General features: G+C 71.4%; 19 protein-coding genes and 1 pseudogene. 16 read left to right on the forward strand and 4 right to left on the reverse strand.

Annotated elements, in window-relative coordinates; genetic code table 11:
* Window positions 1-70 precede the first annotated feature (70 nt).
* Both ACIRB4_RS00200 and ACIRB4_RS00205 read right to left on the reverse strand, forming a co-directional pair.
* Entirely contained in the window at window positions 71-1,093 is a 1,023-nt protein-coding gene (locus ACIRB4_RS00200; RefSeq protein ID WP_403287521.1) for a LacI family DNA-binding transcriptional regulator, read from the reverse strand.
* Between the two features lie 24 nt (window positions 1,094-1,117).
* Entirely contained in the window at window positions 1,118-1,918 is an 801-nt protein-coding gene (locus tag ACIRB4_RS00205; RefSeq protein WP_403287522.1) for a response regulator transcription factor, read from the reverse strand.
* Window positions 1,919-2,170: 252 nt separating this feature from the next.
* Here ACIRB4_RS00205 and ACIRB4_RS00210 point away from each other — a divergent pair, with 252 nt between their 5' ends.
* From ACIRB4_RS00210 to ACIRB4_RS00245, 8 genes and pseudogenes are all read left to right on the forward strand, one after another.
* The gene (locus ACIRB4_RS00210) at window positions 2,171-2,977 is read left to right on the forward strand and encodes an alpha/beta hydrolase (RefSeq protein ID WP_403287523.1); all 807 of its coding nucleotides are present in this window, start codon (window positions 2,171-2,173) and stop codon (window positions 2,975-2,977) included.
* A 44-nt stretch (window positions 2,978-3,021) separates the two neighbouring features.
* Entirely contained in the window at window positions 3,022-3,276 is a 255-nt protein-coding gene (locus ACIRB4_RS00215; RefSeq protein ID WP_356891803.1) for a MoaD/ThiS family protein, read from the forward strand.
* 10 nt (window positions 3,277-3,286) lie between these two features.
* On the forward strand, window positions 3,287-4,390 hold the full coding sequence (locus ACIRB4_RS00220; RefSeq protein ID WP_403287524.1) for a hypothetical protein: 1,104 nt from the start codon (window positions 3,287-3,289) through the stop codon (window positions 4,388-4,390).
* A gap of 92 nt (window positions 4,391-4,482) precedes the next feature.
* Window positions 4,483-5,172, forward strand: a complete 690-nt coding sequence (locus tag ACIRB4_RS00225) for a DUF2993 domain-containing protein (RefSeq protein ID WP_403287525.1) — start codon at window positions 4,483-4,485, stop codon at window positions 5,170-5,172.
* Between the two features lie 206 nt (window positions 5,173-5,378).
* On the forward strand, window positions 5,379-5,459 hold the full coding sequence (locus ACIRB4_RS00230; protein WP_350497993.1) for a putative leader peptide: 81 nt from the start codon (window positions 5,379-5,381) through the stop codon (window positions 5,457-5,459).
* A 141-nt stretch (window positions 5,460-5,600) separates the two neighbouring features.
* The gene (locus ACIRB4_RS00235; RefSeq protein ID WP_403287526.1) at window positions 5,601-6,440 is read left to right on the forward strand and encodes a sulfurtransferase; all 840 of its coding nucleotides are present in this window, start codon (window positions 5,601-5,603) and stop codon (window positions 6,438-6,440) included.
* 59 nt (window positions 6,441-6,499) lie between these two features.
* Entirely contained in the window at window positions 6,500-6,787 is a 288-nt protein-coding gene (locus ACIRB4_RS00240; protein WP_015035121.1) for a DUF1416 domain-containing protein, read from the forward strand.
* Between the two features lie 78 nt (window positions 6,788-6,865).
* Window positions 6,866-7,156, forward strand: a pseudogene (locus ACIRB4_RS00245) (DUF3099 domain-containing protein); the annotation flags it as partial.
* A 26-nt stretch (window positions 7,157-7,182) separates the two neighbouring features.
* On the opposite strand, the gene ACIRB4_RS00250 reads toward ACIRB4_RS00245, so the two are convergent.
* A complete protein-coding gene (locus ACIRB4_RS00250; RefSeq protein ID WP_356891811.1) occupies window positions 7,183-7,545 on the reverse strand; it encodes a DsrE family protein in 363 nt (120 codons plus the stop codon).
* A gap of 118 nt (window positions 7,546-7,663) precedes the next feature.
* On the opposite strand from ACIRB4_RS00250, the gene ACIRB4_RS00255 reads away from it, so the two are divergent.
* The 6 genes from ACIRB4_RS00255 (at window position 7,664) to ACIRB4_RS00280 (ending at window position 12,569) form a co-directional block, all read left to right on the forward strand.
* Window positions 7,664-8,437, forward strand: a complete 774-nt coding sequence (locus ACIRB4_RS00255; RefSeq protein WP_403287527.1) for a hypothetical protein — start codon at window positions 7,664-7,666, stop codon at window positions 8,435-8,437.
* Between the two features lie 17 nt (window positions 8,438-8,454).
* Window positions 8,455-9,309 carry a hypothetical protein gene (locus tag ACIRB4_RS00260; RefSeq protein ID WP_403287528.1) on the forward strand — a complete coding sequence of 285 codons (855 nt, stop codon included), beginning with the start codon at window positions 8,455-8,457 and terminating at the stop codon, window positions 9,307-9,309.
* A complete protein-coding gene (locus ACIRB4_RS00265; RefSeq protein WP_403287529.1) occupies window positions 9,306-10,265 on the forward strand; it encodes a hypothetical protein in 960 nt (319 codons plus the stop codon). The genes ACIRB4_RS00260 and ACIRB4_RS00265 overlap by 4 nt, the downstream gene beginning before the upstream one ends.
* A 234-nt stretch (window positions 10,266-10,499) precedes the next feature.
* Entirely contained in the window at window positions 10,500-11,072 is a 573-nt protein-coding gene (locus tag ACIRB4_RS00270; protein WP_403287530.1) for an FABP family protein, read from the forward strand.
* 69 nt (window positions 11,073-11,141) lie between these two features.
* The gene (locus ACIRB4_RS00275; RefSeq protein WP_356891821.1) at window positions 11,142-11,579 is read left to right on the forward strand and encodes a transcriptional repressor; all 438 of its coding nucleotides are present in this window, start codon (window positions 11,142-11,144) and stop codon (window positions 11,577-11,579) included.
* A gap of 9 nt (window positions 11,580-11,588) precedes the next feature.
* Entirely contained in the window at window positions 11,589-12,569 is a 981-nt protein-coding gene (locus ACIRB4_RS00280; RefSeq protein WP_403287531.1) for a YgfZ/GcvT domain-containing protein, read from the forward strand.
* 51 nt (window positions 12,570-12,620) lie between these two features.
* On the opposite strand, the gene dtd is transcribed toward ACIRB4_RS00280, so the two are convergent.
* Complete coding sequence (gene dtd / locus ACIRB4_RS00285; RefSeq protein WP_403287532.1) at window positions 12,621-13,046, reverse strand: D-aminoacyl-tRNA deacylase; 426 nt, start codon at window positions 13,044-13,046, stop codon at window positions 12,621-12,623.
* 127 nt (window positions 13,047-13,173) lie between these two features.
* Between dtd and ACIRB4_RS00290 the strand changes: the two genes are divergently transcribed.
* Both ACIRB4_RS00290 and ACIRB4_RS00295 read left to right on the forward strand, forming a co-directional pair.
* Window positions 13,174-13,767: an ABC transporter substrate-binding protein gene (locus tag ACIRB4_RS00290; protein WP_403287534.1), complete on the forward strand. Its 594-nt coding sequence runs from the start codon at window positions 13,174-13,176 to the stop codon at window positions 13,765-13,767.
* A gap of 124 nt (window positions 13,768-13,891) precedes the next feature.
* Window positions 13,892-15,136, forward strand: coding sequence for a GNAT family N-acetyltransferase (locus ACIRB4_RS00295; RefSeq protein ID WP_403287535.1), 1,245 nt, complete (start codon window positions 13,892-13,894; stop codon window positions 15,134-15,136).
* Window positions 15,137-15,150 lie beyond the last annotated feature (14 nt).

The raw sequence follows: 15,150 nt of genomic DNA on the forward strand, positions 1-15,150 counted from the left end.
GGTCCGTGAGGACGGCCTGAGAAGCCCGACAGAAGCCTGTATGCCCGATGTAAGGCGAGGCGCGAAGGGGTCAGCCGCAGCCGCAGGAACGGCGCACGATCAGCGCCGAAGGGAACTGCTTCACCCGCTCGCGCTTGGAGCCCGCGATCCGCAGCGCGTCGTCGAGCACCAGATCCACCGCCGCCCGCGCCATCGCCGGCCGGTCGGAGGAGATCGTCGTCAGCGGCGGGTCCGTGAGCGCCGCTTCCTTCACGTCGTCGAAGCCCGCCACCGCCAGCTCGCCCGGCACGTCGATGCGCAGCTCGCGCGCCGCCCGCAGCACGCCGAACGCCTGGTCGTCGGTGGAGCAGAAGATGGCCGGGGGCCGGTCGGGGCCCGCGAGGATCTTCAGCGCGATCTGGTAGGCGTCGTAGCGGTTGTACGGGGCCTCGAAGAGGCGGCCGTCGAGCGGGCGCCCGGCCTCCAGCATCGCGCGCCGCCAGCCCTCGACGTGGTCGGCGACCGGGTCGCCGACCGCCGGGGTGTTGGGGATGCCGCCGAGACAGGCCACATACGGGTGCCCGTGTTCCAGGAGGTGCCGGGTGGCGAGCTGGGCGCCGCCGATGTCGTCGGTGACGACCGCGACGTCGTCGAGCGCCTCGGGCCGCTCGTGCAGCAGCACGACCCGCGCGTCCCACGCCTCGATCTCGCTCGCGGCCCGCTCGCTCATGCCCTGGCTGACCAGGATCAGACCGGAGACCCGCATGCCGAGGAAGGCCCGGAGGTAGTGGACCTCGCGCTCGTCGCGGTAGTCCGAATTGCCGACGAGCACCATCTTGCCGCGCTCGGCGGCGGCCTGTTCGACCGCGTGCGCCATCTCCGCGAAGAACGGCTGGCGGGCGTCCGGGACGATCATGCCTATGAGGTCGGTACGGCGGGACGCCATCGCCTGGGCCACCCGGTCGGGGCGGTAGCCCAGCTCCGTGATGGCGGCGAGGACACGCTCGCGCGTGGCCGGGGCGACCGGCCGGGGTCCGTTGTTGATGACGTAACTCACGACCGCGGTCGAAGTACCCGCCAGTCGCGCTACGTCATCCCGCGTCACCTTGGCCACGCGCGGCAGTCTACGCGGGGTGACCTACCTCTTGGCAGGCCGTGCTGTGGCGTCCACCACGTCGGCACCGTCCTCCGTACGAGTGACGGTACGGGCGGAGTCCTTGACGCGCGCCTCCTCCTTCGCCCGCGCCTCCTCGGCGGCGCGCTCGACCTTCTCCGGGGTGACGAAGCGGTAGCCGACGTTCCGGACGGTGCCGATCAGCGACTCGTGCTCGGGGCCGAGTTTCGCGCGGAGCCGCCGTACGTGGACGTCGACCGTACGGGTGCCACCGAAGTAGTCGTATCCCCAGACCTCCTGGAGGAGCTGGGCCCGGGTGAAGACCCGGCCCGGGTGCTGGGCGAGGTACTTCAGGAGCTCGAACTCCTTGAACGTCAGGTCCAGGACCCGGCCCTTGAGCTTGGCGCTGTAGGTCGCCTCGTCCACCGACAGGTCGCCGTTGCGGATCTCCATCGGCGAGTCGTCCGCGACGATCTGCTGGCGGCCCATCGCGAGCCGCAGCCGGGCCTCCACCTCGGCCGGACCCGCGGTGTCGAGGAGGACGTCGTCGATGCCCCAGTCGGCGGTGACGGCCGCGAGGCCGCCCTCCGTGACGACGAGGATCAGCGGACAGCCGGGGCCGGTGGAGCGGAGCAGCTGGCAGAGGCTGCGCACCTGAGGCAGGTCGCGGCGGCCGTCGATCAGGATGACGTCGGCACCGGGGGTGTCGACGAGCGCGGGGCCCTCGGCCGGAGCCACCCGCACGTTGTGGAGCAGCAGGCCGAGTGCGGGAAGCACCTCGGTCGACGGCTGGAGGGCGTTGGTCAGGAGCAGCAGTGAGCTCATCGCGCCCCACCTGCCTGGGTCGGTCGGTCGTGCTTCGTTCGCTCGCCCATAACGTCGGTTCCTCCTCGGTCCCTGCGAGGACGTCTGCGGCTACTGCGGTGTCTCACGTGCGGCTCTCGCGCCTTGAGAGCTTTTGTTCATCCGTCCGTAACAACGGTCGGAAAACACAAAAGGACCCGGGGGCTGCGTTGCCCGGATCCTCTGACAAGGAGAATAGCCCACAGGAGTTCCGAGGCAGAGGGCTGATTTCACATGGTGGATGTTTCCTCGATCACGTACGGTCCTCGGCGCGCCACATTGCTCACCGATGACGGTGTCCGGATCGAGGCGGTTTACGAGCCGTCCACAGCAAGTGTCACCGATACGGCCGTGGTCGTCGCGCACGGCTTCACCGGCTCGGTGGACCGGCCGGCCGTACGGCGGGCGTCCCGGGTCCTGGCCGAGCGCGCCGCCGTCGTCACCTTCTCCTTCCGGGGCCACGGCAGGTCCGGCGGACGCTCCACCGTCGGCGACCGGGAGGTCCTCGACCTCGCGGCGGCCGTCCGCTGGGCACGCGCCCTCGGCCACGCGCGCGTGGCGACCGTCGGCTTCTCCATGGGCGGATCGGTGGTGCTGCGCCACGCGGCGCTGTACGGGGCGGAGCGCGAGGGGCAGGTGGAGTGCGGGGAGCGCGAGGGGGCGCATACCGACGCGGTTGCCGCCGTGAGCGCCCCCGCCCGCTGGTACTACCGGGGTACGCCGTCGATGCGCCGGGTCCACTGGCTGATCACCCGGCGGGCGGGGCGCCTGGTCGGCCGTTACGGCCTCGGCACCCGGATCCACCACCAGGACTGGGACCCCGTACCGCTGTCGCCGGTCGAGGCCGTTCCGCTGATCGCGCCGACGCCCGTCCTGATCGTGCACGGCGACCGGGACCCGTACTTCCCGGTCGACCATCCGCGGATGCTGGCGGCGGCCGGACCGGCCGAACTCTGGCTGGAGCGGGGGATGGGTCACGCCGAGAACGCGGCGGGCGACGAACTGCTCCGCCGTCTGGGCGACTGGCTCACGCGCGCATAGCCCATCATGGGAGCGGCGCGCACACGAACGAAGGGAGCGCCGCTATGGCAGCGGGGACCATCCGCTACTGGGCCGCGGCCAAGGCCGCCGCCGGGACCGCCGAGGAGCCGTACACCGCCGAGAACCTGGCGGAGGCGCTCGACGCGGCCCGCGAGAAGCACCCGGGCGAGCTCGTCCGCGTACTCCAGCGGTGTTCGTTCCTGGTCGACGGCGACCCCGTCGGGACCCGCGCGCATGAGACCGTACGGCTTGCCGAGGGCGGCACGGTCGAGGTGCTCCCGCCGTTCGCAGGAGGGTGAACCGCACAGCATGAGCAGCGATCAGCAGCATCCGTACGACCCGTACGACCCGTACGACCCGTACGACCCGTACGCGCCGCAGCGGTACGAGCAGCAGCAGTACGGACAGCAGGACCCGAACGTCACCCAGACGTGGGAGGGCCAGACCTGGGACACCCAGTACCAGCCGGTGGTCCAGCAGCCCGCTCAGCCCGTGCCGTACGACACGGCGTACCAGTCGCCGCACACGCCGGCCGCGTACGACCCTTCCGCCTACCAGCCCGCGGCTCCCGCCCCCGCCGCCCACGAGCCTCTCGTGGAGCCCGCCGCGGGCCCCGCGCCGGAGTACTCCGCGCCCACCACCGTTGGCGGCACCCGCCTCACCGCCGCCCAGCGGGCGCGGGCCGAGGGACGCTCGCCCGTCATCGAGCCCGGCATGCGGCCGGCCGTGCTCACCGCCGTCCTCGGCCTGCTGCTCGCCGGAGGCGCGGCCGTCGGGCCGTACGGACTGCTTGTCCCGCTCGTCCTGCTCCAAGCCGTCACCGCCGCCGGCTGGTTCCGGCTCAACGGCATGTGGCCGGCCCGGCAGGGCATCGCCCTCGCCTTCGCCGGCGGCCTCACCGCCGACGCCGTGCTGCTCGCCGCCGGGCGGGAGAACGCCCCCGCCGCCGTCATCGGCACGCTCGGCGTCTGGGTGCTGCTCACCCTCGTCCTCCAGCTCCGCAGCCACGCCGACCCGGACGAGCGCATGTACGGCCTGATGGCCACCGTCGCCTCCGCCGCCCTGACGATCGTGGCCACCGGCCACCTCGGCGCGGAGCCCGCGGCCGTGACCGCCGGCGGGCTCGCGGTCGCCGCCGCCGTCCTCGCCCGCGCCCTGCCGCTGCCGGGCCCGGCCTCCGTCGTCGTGGCGCTGCTCGCCGCCGCGGGCGCCGGGATCGCGGCCGGACCGTTCACCGGCCTCGGCGCCTCCGGGGCGCTCCTGGGCCTGGTGGCCGGGGTCTGCGCGCTGGTCGGACTGCGGGTCGCCAGCTACGACTACCCGTCCCGCTTCGTCCACATGACGGCAGGCGTCGCGCTGCCGCTGGCCGTCGCCGCGCCCGCCGTCTACCTGCTCGGCCGCGCCCTGGCGTGACGCCCGCCGCACCGCGCCCGGGAACCAACCGGCCCCCCGACACGTCGATCAAGGTGTCGGGGGGCCGGAGATTTTTGGGGGATGCACGGGTCATGAGGGCACTGCGCGTATCGCTGATCGTGGCCGTCGTACTGGGCGGGCTCTTCGTCGGCCTGGACCGGCTCGCCGTTGCCTACGCCGAATCGGAAGCCGCCGACCGGGTCCGGCTCGGAGCCGCCAGGACGGGCTCGACCGAGGTCGACATCAAGGGCTTCCCCTTCCTGACGCAGATCATGGACGAGCGCCTGGACGAGGTCGACGTGAAGCTGACCGGCGTCGAGGCGACGGCCGGCGGCAGGAAGATCCGGATCAGCGAGATGTCCGCCGCGTTCCACGACGTGACGCTGAGCGGCGACTACACGAGCGCGCGCGCCGGGACCGCCACGGGAACGGCGCTCGTCTCCTACGCCGACCTCGCCGCCGCCTCCGACCGCGATGTGACCGTCGCCTACGGCGGCGACGGCAAGGTCAAGGTCACCGGCGCCGTCGAGGTCCTGGGCCGCGAGGTCACCCGCAGCGTGCTCTCGACCGTGACCCGGAAGGACGACGCCACGGTCCGGGTCCGGGCCGACGAGGTGCCCGGCGAGGGCATCCCCGGCGTCGAGCGGCTGGTGCGGCAGCGCACCGACTTCGACTGGGAGATCGGCGGCCTGCCGACGGGCATGATGCTGGAGAAGGTCGAGGCCCGCGAGGACGGCGTGGCCATCGGGGTCACCGGCAGGAACGTGGCCCTGGCGGGCTGACGCCCTACTCCGCTCACCCTCTCCCACTCCTCCTCCACATGCTGAGACGGGGCTGTCCGAGGCGTAGATGAAGAGCGCCCGGACGTGGGCGCCGATCCGCCCGGAGCGGCCGCGCTGCGCGATCTCATCCCACACTTCGGACGATCGCGTCTCAAAATATGACACACCGGTGACACGGCCGCCTGTCCGTCCCTACGATCGGGGCCATGAAGCGACAGGCGGATCTCACGAAGCGGCGGGCAGTAGACCTGTGCCGCGTCGCCGCCATGCTCTGTCGCTCGGTCTGAGCGGGACGCCCGAGCCCGCATTCCTTCAGGCCCGCCGACCGTCACGGTCGGGGGCCCGTGTGTAGCCGTACGCCCAGCGATGCCGCGTACCCGCACCACCTTGCGCCACACCGCCGAACACTGCCCCGGAGGAGAAACAGCATGAGCCGCAGCGACGTCCTGGTAGACGCTGACTGGGTCGAGGCGAACCTCGACAACCCGCAGGTCGCGATCGTCGAGGTCGACGAGGACACCTCGGCGTACGAGAAGAACCACATCCGCAACGCGATCCGGATCGACTGGACCAAGGACCTGCAGGACCCGGTCCGCCGCGACTTCATCGACCAGGAGGGCTTCGAGAAGCTCCTCTCGGCCAAGGGCATCGCGAACGACACCACGGTGGTCCTCTACGGCGGCAACAACAACTGGTTCGCCTCCTACGCCTACTGGTACTTCAAGCTCTACGGCCACCAGGACGTGAAGCTCCTCGACGGCGGCCGCAAGAAGTGGGAGCTCGACTCCCGCGACCTCGTCGCGGAGGTCCCGACCCGCCCGGCCACCGAGTACAAGGCCAAGCCCCAGGACACCTCGATCCGCGCCTTCCGCGACGACGTCGTGGCCGCGATCGGCGCCCAGAACCTGGTCGACGTCCGCTCGCCCGACGAGTTCTCCGGCAAGCTGCTCGCCCCGGCGCACCTCCCGCAGGAGCAGTCCCAGCGCCCCGGCCACGTGCCGAGCGCCCGCAACATCCCGTGGTCGAAGAACGCCAACGACGACGGCACCTTCAAGTCGGACGACGAGCTCAAGGCCCTCTACGAGGACGAGCGGGTCGACCTGGCGAAGGACACCATCGCCTACTGCCGCATCGGTGAGCGCTCCGCGCTGACCTGGTTCGTGCTGCACGAGCTGCTCGGCGTCGAGAACGTCAAGAACTACGACGGCTCCTGGACCGAGTACGGCTCCCTCGTCGGCGTGCCGATCGAGCTCGGCGCGAACAAGTAAGCCCCGGACCTCCCCGGACCTCCCCTTCTCCGGACCCCTCGACCGTAAGGATTTTCAACATGTGTGGAGCGCAGCCCGGCGGGCCCGACGCCTCGACGATCAAGCCCGGTGAGACCACCATCCAGGGCTTCGTGACCAAGGACGGCCAGCCCGTCACCGGTTACGTCCGCCTCCTGGACTCGACCGGCGAGTTCACGGCCGAGGTCCCGACCTCCGCCACCGGCCAGTTCCGCTTCTACGCGGCCGAGGGCACCTGGACCGTCCGCGCCCTGGTCCCCGGCGGCACCGCCGACCGCCAGGTCGTGGCACAGCACGGCGGCCTCGCCGAGGTCGCCATCGCGGTCTGACGCGCGAGCGTCATCGCGACACCGAACCGGCCGAAGGGCCGTGCCTCCTGGGGGGTTGGACGCCATTCCAGGACTTGAGGCGCGGCCCTTCGGTCGTACGCTGAAGGTATGTACGCGCGGCGGCGGCATGCCTACTTCTGGATGATGGGCGTGTGCCTGGTGCTCTTCGTGGGGGCCTGGGCCGTGGTACGGCTCTGGTCGATGCCGGCCGCCATCGGGATGTGCGTCGCCGCCATGCTCATCCCGCCGGTCGCCGCGGTGGTCGCGAACCGGCGGGGGCCCGACGACCGGTGGTGGGACGATCCGTCGGGCGACCCGAAGTCCGACGAGTGGTGGGACGAGCTCGACGGCAAGAAGCGCCGTCCGTAGCCCCCGCCCGCAGACGTCAGCAGACGTCAGTAGACGAGCGCCTGGGCGCCGTCCGCCATCGCCTCCTGGACGAAGACCTGCGCGCCGGCGATCCGTACGCCCTCCAGGACGTCCTTCTCCGTGATCTCGCGGCGCGCCGCGCACTGCGTGCAGAGCGTGATCCGGCCGGCCGCCAGGATCGAGTCGACCAGATCCGGCAGGGGCGCCGCGTGCGGCAGCTCGAACTCGGCCGCCCGCCCCGGGAGGGCGAACCACGACGACTCGCCCGTCAGCCAGAGCGAGACCTCGACCCCACTGGCCACGGCGACGGCGGCCACAGTGAAGGCCTGGGAGCAGCGTTCGGGGGCGTCGGCCCCGGCGGTCACCTTGATCACGAGCTTCTTCGCCATATACCGAACTGTAATGCGATCCGGTGCAACCCCATGCATGACTCACCTGTCAGTTGGGTGCGCGGGTTACGGAATCTGCGCTTCAGGTCTCGTGGGGGGACTTTTGCAAAGCGAAGAAATGGGTCGATATCCGGAATCGGCGCCGACGCCGGTTGCCGAGCACCCGCCCGTACGCCGGCGTGCCGGCCGTACCGCCGCGTTGATCGCCGTCGCCGCCGTCCTCGGTATCGTCGGCGGTACGGCGGTGGGCTACGGCATCCAGGCCGACCGTGAGCCGACGCCGCCGACCGCGCTGAGCCAGCCCGGTCTCAGCTACCCGAAGCCGCTCCCGAAGGCGCAGGCGCCTGCGCCGTTGCCCGCCTCGCAGGACCGCGGCGCCAAGGCGGCGGGGGATCTGCGCAAGCTGCTGCTCCCCAAGCCGGCGGGTGCGAAGAAGGCGGAGTTCGCGGACGACGACGGCTGGATGTCCGTACCGGAGTACGCGAGTGAGTTCGACCACCCCGGCAGGGCGCTGACCTATCAGCTCGGGAGCGGGATCCGGCGGATCGCGACCACGTCGTGGAAGACGGGTCAGTACCGGACGATCGAGATCCACCTGGTTCAGTACCGGTCCGGCGATGGACTCGGTGCGCAGGAGCACGCCGAGGATCAGATGGAGTACATGCCCGACGAGGACCAGGCCGGTAGCGAGGGTGACGAGCTCAAGGGCTCGACCAACGGCCGCTACTACCTCCTCCCGGTCCACAAGGAAGCGGGCTACGAGGACTTCTACGAGGCCCGGGCGTACTTCCACCGCGGCGACATCATGGTCGGAGTCTTCATCTTCGACACGAAGAAGATCTCCAAGAAGGACATCGCTTCGTTGGCCGAGCGACAGCTGGGGCGTCTGTGAACGAGGACCAGAAGACCGTGACCGACGCGACCGGCGACGCGACCACCGACGCGACCACGGCGACCGGCGACGTGTTCGCCGCCACCGTTCCCGCCGACGAGCCGAAGGCGCCCGGGCGCGGGCGCAGGCTGTGGACGGTCGTCCTGCCCGCCGTGCTCGTCCTGGGCGTGATCGGCGGCGGTGCCACGTACACCGGCGTCACGGTCGCCGCCGCGGACCGCACCGCACCGACCGTGGTGTGGGGGCCGGAGCCGGAGGCCACAGAGGACAATGACCCGGCGGCCGGCATCGTGCGGGGCAAGGCGTCCACGCCGCTCAGCAAGCTCCTGCTGCCGGTGCCGGAGGGCTACGCGCTCGGCCCGGACGTCGAGACGTACGGGAACGACGGCGAGCTGGGCGGAAAGGAGGCGGCCGCCCTGGTCAAGCGCGAGGGCAAGGGCCTCTCCGGCAAGAAGCGCCGCGAGTACGAGAAGGAGGTCGACAAGCTCGGCGTCCAGGGGGTCGCGGTCCGCTCCTTCGTCTCCGACGAGAACGACCTCGTGGTGGACGTCAGCGTCATGCGGATGAAGGACAAGAAGCAGGTCAGGGAGATGTTCAAGCTCCGGAAGACCGTCGCCGAGCTCCTTGAGTTCCCCAAGGGGCCGAAGGTCGACGGACACAAGAACTCGGCCTGCTATGTGATGCCGGAGCCCAAGGCCCTGGACAAGAAGGAGAAGGCCGAGCGGCTGGACGGCATGATCTGCATCGCGTACGACTCCGAGAACCTGGTCGCCGTGACCGCCGCGGGCGCCAAGCCCTTCGACAGGTCCGCGGTGGCCGCGCTGGTGAAGAAGCAGCTCGACCACATCAAGTCTCCGGGGGAGTACGTATGACCGAGCAGCAGGCCGATTCGCCGGCGGACACGAAGGTGCGCGCGGAGGACACGGCTCCGGCGGAGGCGCCCACTCCGGCGACCCCCGAGACGTCCGAGGAAGCCGCAGCGCCCGAGGCCGCAGCGCCCGAGGTCGACGCCGCGGAGACCCCCCAGGCCGCCGCCCCCGGGACGCCCGAGGCCGCTCCCGCGCCCAGGGCCTCCCGGCGTCCGCTCCTGTGGGCCGTCGCCCGCTGGGGCGCCGCCGTGCTCGTGTGCGGCGGGCTGGGGGCCGGTACGGCGTTCGGGATCACCGCCATGGAGCGCACCGACGTTCCCGGCCTCGCCACCGAGAGCGACGGCCGCTGGGAGTACCCCCGGCTCAGCCTCCCGGCGCTGCCGGCCGACACCCCGCGCCCGTTCACGGACGGCAACGACGGCGAGATCCACCACGCCGACCTGCGCAAGCTGCTGCTGCCCGCCCCGGCGGGTGCCAAGGCCGACCCCGAGCTCGACGGCGGCTGGGTCGGCGTGGACCAGTACCTCGCGCTGTACAACGAGGACGACCGGACGGAGCTGAAGGAGACGCTGGCCGACTCCGCCCTGCGTCACATCGCCGCTCGCGCCTGGACGATGCCCGACGGCACCACGACCCGGGTCTTCCTCCTCCAGTTCAACTCGGTGGCCTTCTCGGAGACGTTCAAGGACGACACCCTGGAGGTCGGCTCCACCTCCGAGGTGATGCCCGACGGCGTGGGGGCGGGCGTCCTGGACACGGAGTGGGACAGCCCGGGGCCTGTCATGGACACCACCGCGTACGTCTTCACCGAGGGTGAGCCGCACGGCCCCCAGCAGACGCGCTGGAGCTACATCCAGGCCGGTGACACGCTCGCGCTGGTCCGCCAGGACCGCAAGGGCGGCGCGCCGGCCGTACCGTTCCACCAGACGGTCGTGCTGCAGCAGCAGCTCCTCGGCTGACGCCGCTGGACACCTCCTGGACACACCTCACAGACGGCGCCGGACCCCAGCCCATTAAGCTGGGTTCCGGCCCGTTCTGCCTTCACCGCTCATTCGAGGAGCACCCTGTGATCATCTTCTTCGAAGCCCTGCTGGTCCTGGTCTGCGTCGGCGTGCTCGCCTTCACCGGTCTGGCCGTGAAGAAGCTGTACCAGGGCCAGCGCTAATCACCCCTACAGATCGACAGAGCCACTCATGATCGAGATCCCGTCCGACCTCAACCCGGACCTCGTCCCCCTCGCGTTCCTCCTCGGGACGTGGGAAGGCGCGGGCGTCTCCGACTTCCCCGGCGCCGAGAAGTGCAACTTCGGCCAGTCCGTGACGTTCAGCCACGACGGCCGGGACTTCATCGAGTACCGCTCCCACTCCTGGGTCCTGGACAACGACGGCAACCAGCTCCGCCCGTTGGAGAGCGAGAGCGGCTACTGGCGGATCGACAAGGACCGCAAGGTCGAGATCGTCATGGTCCGTGACCAGGGCATCGTGGAGATCTGGTACGGCGAGCTCGCCCACCAGAAGCCGCAGATCGACCTCGTGACCGACGCCGTCGCGCGTACCGCAGCCTCCGGCGCGTACAGCGGTGGCAAGCGGCTCTACGGCTACGTCAAGGGCGACCTGATGTGGGTCGGCGAGAAGTCCACCCCCGAGGTCCCGCTGCGGCCCTACATGTCGGCGCACCTGAAGAAGGTCGTCACGCCCGAGGAGGTCGCGGAGATGGCGCGCGGCCTCGGTGACCTGCCGGACGACGGCATCGCCTTCTTCAAGTAGGCCCCGGCCCGTCGGTCGCGCCCGCACGCGGGCCCCGGTATCGCGCCACGCCCTCCTACACTGGGGGGCGTGGTGAGCACCGACTGGAAGAGCGACCTGCGGCAGCGCGGCTACCGGCTGACGCCCCAGCGCCAGCTTGTCCTGGAGGCCGTCGACACGCTCGAACACGCGACGCCCGACGACATCCTCGGCGAGGTCCGCAAGACCGCCTCCGGCGTGAACATCTCCACCGTCTACCGGACGCTGGAGCTCCTGGAGGAGCTGGGCCTTGTCAGCCACGCCCATCTGGGCCACGGCGCCCCCACGTACCACCTCGCCGACCGGCACCACCATCTGCATCTGGTGTGCCGGGACTGCACGGAGGTCATCGAGGCGGATGTCGACATCGCCGCCGAGTTCACCGGCAAGCTCCGCGAGACGTTCGGCTTCGAGACGGACATGAAGCATTTCGCGATCTTCGGCCGCTGTGCGGACTGTTCGAACAAGGACAGCGGTACGCGGTCGTAGTCTGGTTCCATGCAGCGACTTTCTCCGCACAGCCCCCTGCTGTCCCTGCCCGGCGCCGTGCCCGCCGAAGGGCGGGACGAAGGCGTCGCCGCGCACTACGGCGACCTCTTCCGCGAGCAGCGGTCCCTCGCCGGCGGCTCCGGCTTCGTCGACCTCTCGCACCGCGGCATCGTCACCGTCACCGGGGACGACCGGCTGAGCTGGCTGCACCTGCTCCTGACCCAGCACGTGGCGGAGCTGCCGCCCGGCCGGGCCACCGAGGCGCTGATCCTCTCGGCCAACGGCCACATCGAGCACGCGCTCTACCTCGTCGACGACGGCGAGACGGTCTGGGCGCATGTCGAGCCCGGCACGCAGGGCGAGCTCATCGCCTATCTGGAGTCGATGAAGTTCTTCTACCGGGTCGAGGTCGCCGACCGCACGGAGGAGTTCGCGGTCGTCCACCTGCCGGCCGGGTCCATCGCCGAGGTGCCGGAGGGAGTGGTCGTACGGGAGACCCCGCACGGCCGTGACCTGTTCCTGCCCCGGACCGAGCTCGAGTCCTTCGCGGCGGCGCACGGGCCGGCCGCCGGGATCCTGGCGTACGAGGCGCTGCGGATCGAGGCGCACCGGCCGCGGCTCGGCTTCGAGACCGACCACCGGACCATCCCGCACGAGCTGGGCTGGATCGGCAGCGCGGTCCATCTGCAGAAGGGCTGCTACCGCGGGCAGGAGACGGTGGCCCGCGTCCACAACCTGGGGAAGCCGCCGCGGCGGCTCGTCTTCCTGCACCTGGACGGCAGCGAGGTGTATCTGCCCGGCCCCGGTACCCCGATCCGGCTCGCCTCGGACGGCGCCGACGGCCGGCAGCTGGGCTTCATCACCACCTCGGGCCGCCACCACGAGCTGGGCCCGATCGCGCTGGCGATGGTGAAGCGGAACGTGCCGGTCGACGCGGAGCTCCTCGCCGGGGATACGGCGGCGGCGCAGGAGACGGTCGTGGAGCCGTAGGGCCCGGCGGCCTGCCGTAGGGCCCGGCGGGGTTCGGATCTCTCGGAGCTCTCAGACCTCGATCAGGACCGTGAACGGGCCGTGATTCGTGAGCGACACGCGCATGTCCGCTCCGAACCGGCCCGTTTCCACCCGCGCGCCCAGGGCGCGCAGCCGCGCCACCACCTCGTCCACGAGCGGTTCGGCCACCGGGCCGGGCGCGGCGGCGTTCCAGGTGGGCCTGCGGCCCTTCCGCGCGTCCCCGTAGAGGGTGAACTGAGAAATCACCAGCAAGGGCGCATTCACGTCCGAACAGGATTTCTCTCCCTCCAGAATGCGGACGGACCACAGCTTTCGGGCCAACTGGGCGGCCTTCTCCGGCGTGTCCTCGTGGGTGACTCCCACCAGCACACACAGTCCCTCGCCGACGATCTCGCCGACCGTCTCGCCCGCCACGACGACCTTCGCGCCGTCCACTCTCTGCACCACCGCACGCATACGGACCAACCTACCGACCGACGCGCCTGGGGCCGAACGGGTGCAGTGCTCCTGCACACACACGTGCGGGAGTGGCACCATGCGTGTCAGGCGGTGCGGCTCCGCACCGGTCGAGGGGACGATTCACATGAGTGCACATGGCGCCGGACAGTCGCCGTCCGGTCCCGTACCGCTGATCCGGATCGGCGGGGCCGCACGTCCACCGCTGCAGCGGACGGCCGCTCCGGCGCTGCCGGAGAGTCCACAGCCGGACATCGCCGGGCTGCGGCTGCCGGAGCTGCGCGCGCTGCGCCGTGACGCGCAGGGCGACGAGGCGGACCTGAGCTATGTGCGGCGGATGCTGCAGGGCCGGATCGACATCCTCCGGGCCGAACTGGCCCGGCGTACGGACCCGGAGGCGCCGGTCCTGGACCGGCTCTCGGAGATCCTCGCGGACGCGCCCTCGCGGCTGAGGACATCGGCGCGGCATGTGACGCTGTCGACACCGCGGAGCGAGGAGTACCGCCGGCTGGCGACGGAGATGCTGTCGGAGGTCGAGCTGTCGGACCTCTCGGCGCGCACGGACGAGGAGCTCCACCAGGCGATGGGGCGTCTGGCCGGCTATGAGCAGCAGGTGTCGCGGCGGCGGCAGCAGCTCCAGCGGACCGCGGACGACTGCAGCGCGGAGATCGCCCGACGCTACCGCGAGGGCGAGGCGCAGGTGGACGACCTGCTGACCTGACGGGTCCGGCCCGCCCACCTGACAGGGGCCACCTCCAGGTCCCGGGAGCACCCTCCAGGTCCCGGGGAGCGCCGCCGTCAAAACCGGGATGCGAGCCCGACGGGCCCCCGCATAGCCTCGTGGGATGAGCCTTGAGGTGCGTACGGTCGTCGAGTCCGAGTATCCCGAATGGCTGCGGGCGGTTCACTCCGGCTTCCTGCGACCGCCGGTCGTGGCGGACGAGGAGGTCGCCGACCGGCTGCCGCACGTCGACCTCTCGCGTGTTCTGGGCGTCTTCGACCAGGGCCGGGTCGTCGCCACCTTCCGCTCGTTCACGCAGGAGTTGAGCGCGGTGGGCGGCGGCACGCTCGTCGCCGACGCCGTCTCGGCGGTCACCGTCGCCGCGACCCACCGCCGGCGCGGCCTGCTCAGCCGCATGATGGCGACCGATCTCGCCGCCGCCAAGGAGCGCGGCGACGCGGTCGCGACCCTCATCGCCGCCGAGTACCCGATCTACGGCCGGTACGGCTTCGGACCCGCCACCTGGACCACCGAGTGGACCGTCGACGTCCGCCGCGCCGGTCTCGATCCGCGCCGCTCCGGCCGCCCGGGGGACGGGGGCCGGATCGACTTCACCGACGGCGAGGAGATCCGCAAGATCGGTCCCGACCTGCACCGCCGGCTCGCCGCCGTCCGCGCGGGCATCGTCGGCCGGGAAGCCCGCGGCTGGGACGTCGGCACCGGCCTCGCCTACCAGAGCCATCCGTGGGTCGAACCGTTCTACGCCGTCTACCGCGACGAGGACGGCAACCCTCAGGGCTACGCCGCCTACACCTGCGACGACAAGTGGGAGGACGGCAAGCAGCCCCTGAACACGGCCACCGTCCGCGATCTGATCGCCGCCACCCCGGCCGCCGAGCGCGCGCTGTGGCACTTCCTCTGCTCGATCGACTGGGTCACCGCCGTCAAGTCCGGCCACCGCGCCCCCGACGACCTCCTCCCGCTGCTGCTCCCCGACCCCCGGGCCGCCCGCGTCACCACGCACGCCGACATGCTGTGGGTCCGGGTCCTGGACGTCGCCAAGGTCCTGGAGGGCCGTACGTACGGCGCCTCCGGCAGTCTGGTCCTCGATCTGCGCGACGCCGACGGACTGGCGGGCGGCCGCTACCGGCTCGACGCCTCCCCGGAGGGCGCCGCCTGCTCCCGTACCACCGGGTCGGCCGATCTCGCCCTCGACATCGCGGAGTTGGGCACGCTGTCGCTCGGTGACGAATCGGTGGTACGGCTCGCGGCCCTGGGCCGGGTCGAGGAGCTCACCCCGGGCGCCGCCGCCCTCGCGGACGTTTTGCTGCGGGCCCCGCGCCGGCCCTGGTGCCCGGACATCTTCTGAGTCGTCCCTGGCCA

This window comes from Streptomyces sp. NPDC093600, from assembly GCF_044764755.1.
GTDB lineage: Bacteria > Actinomycetota > Actinomycetes > Streptomycetales > Streptomycetaceae > Streptomyces.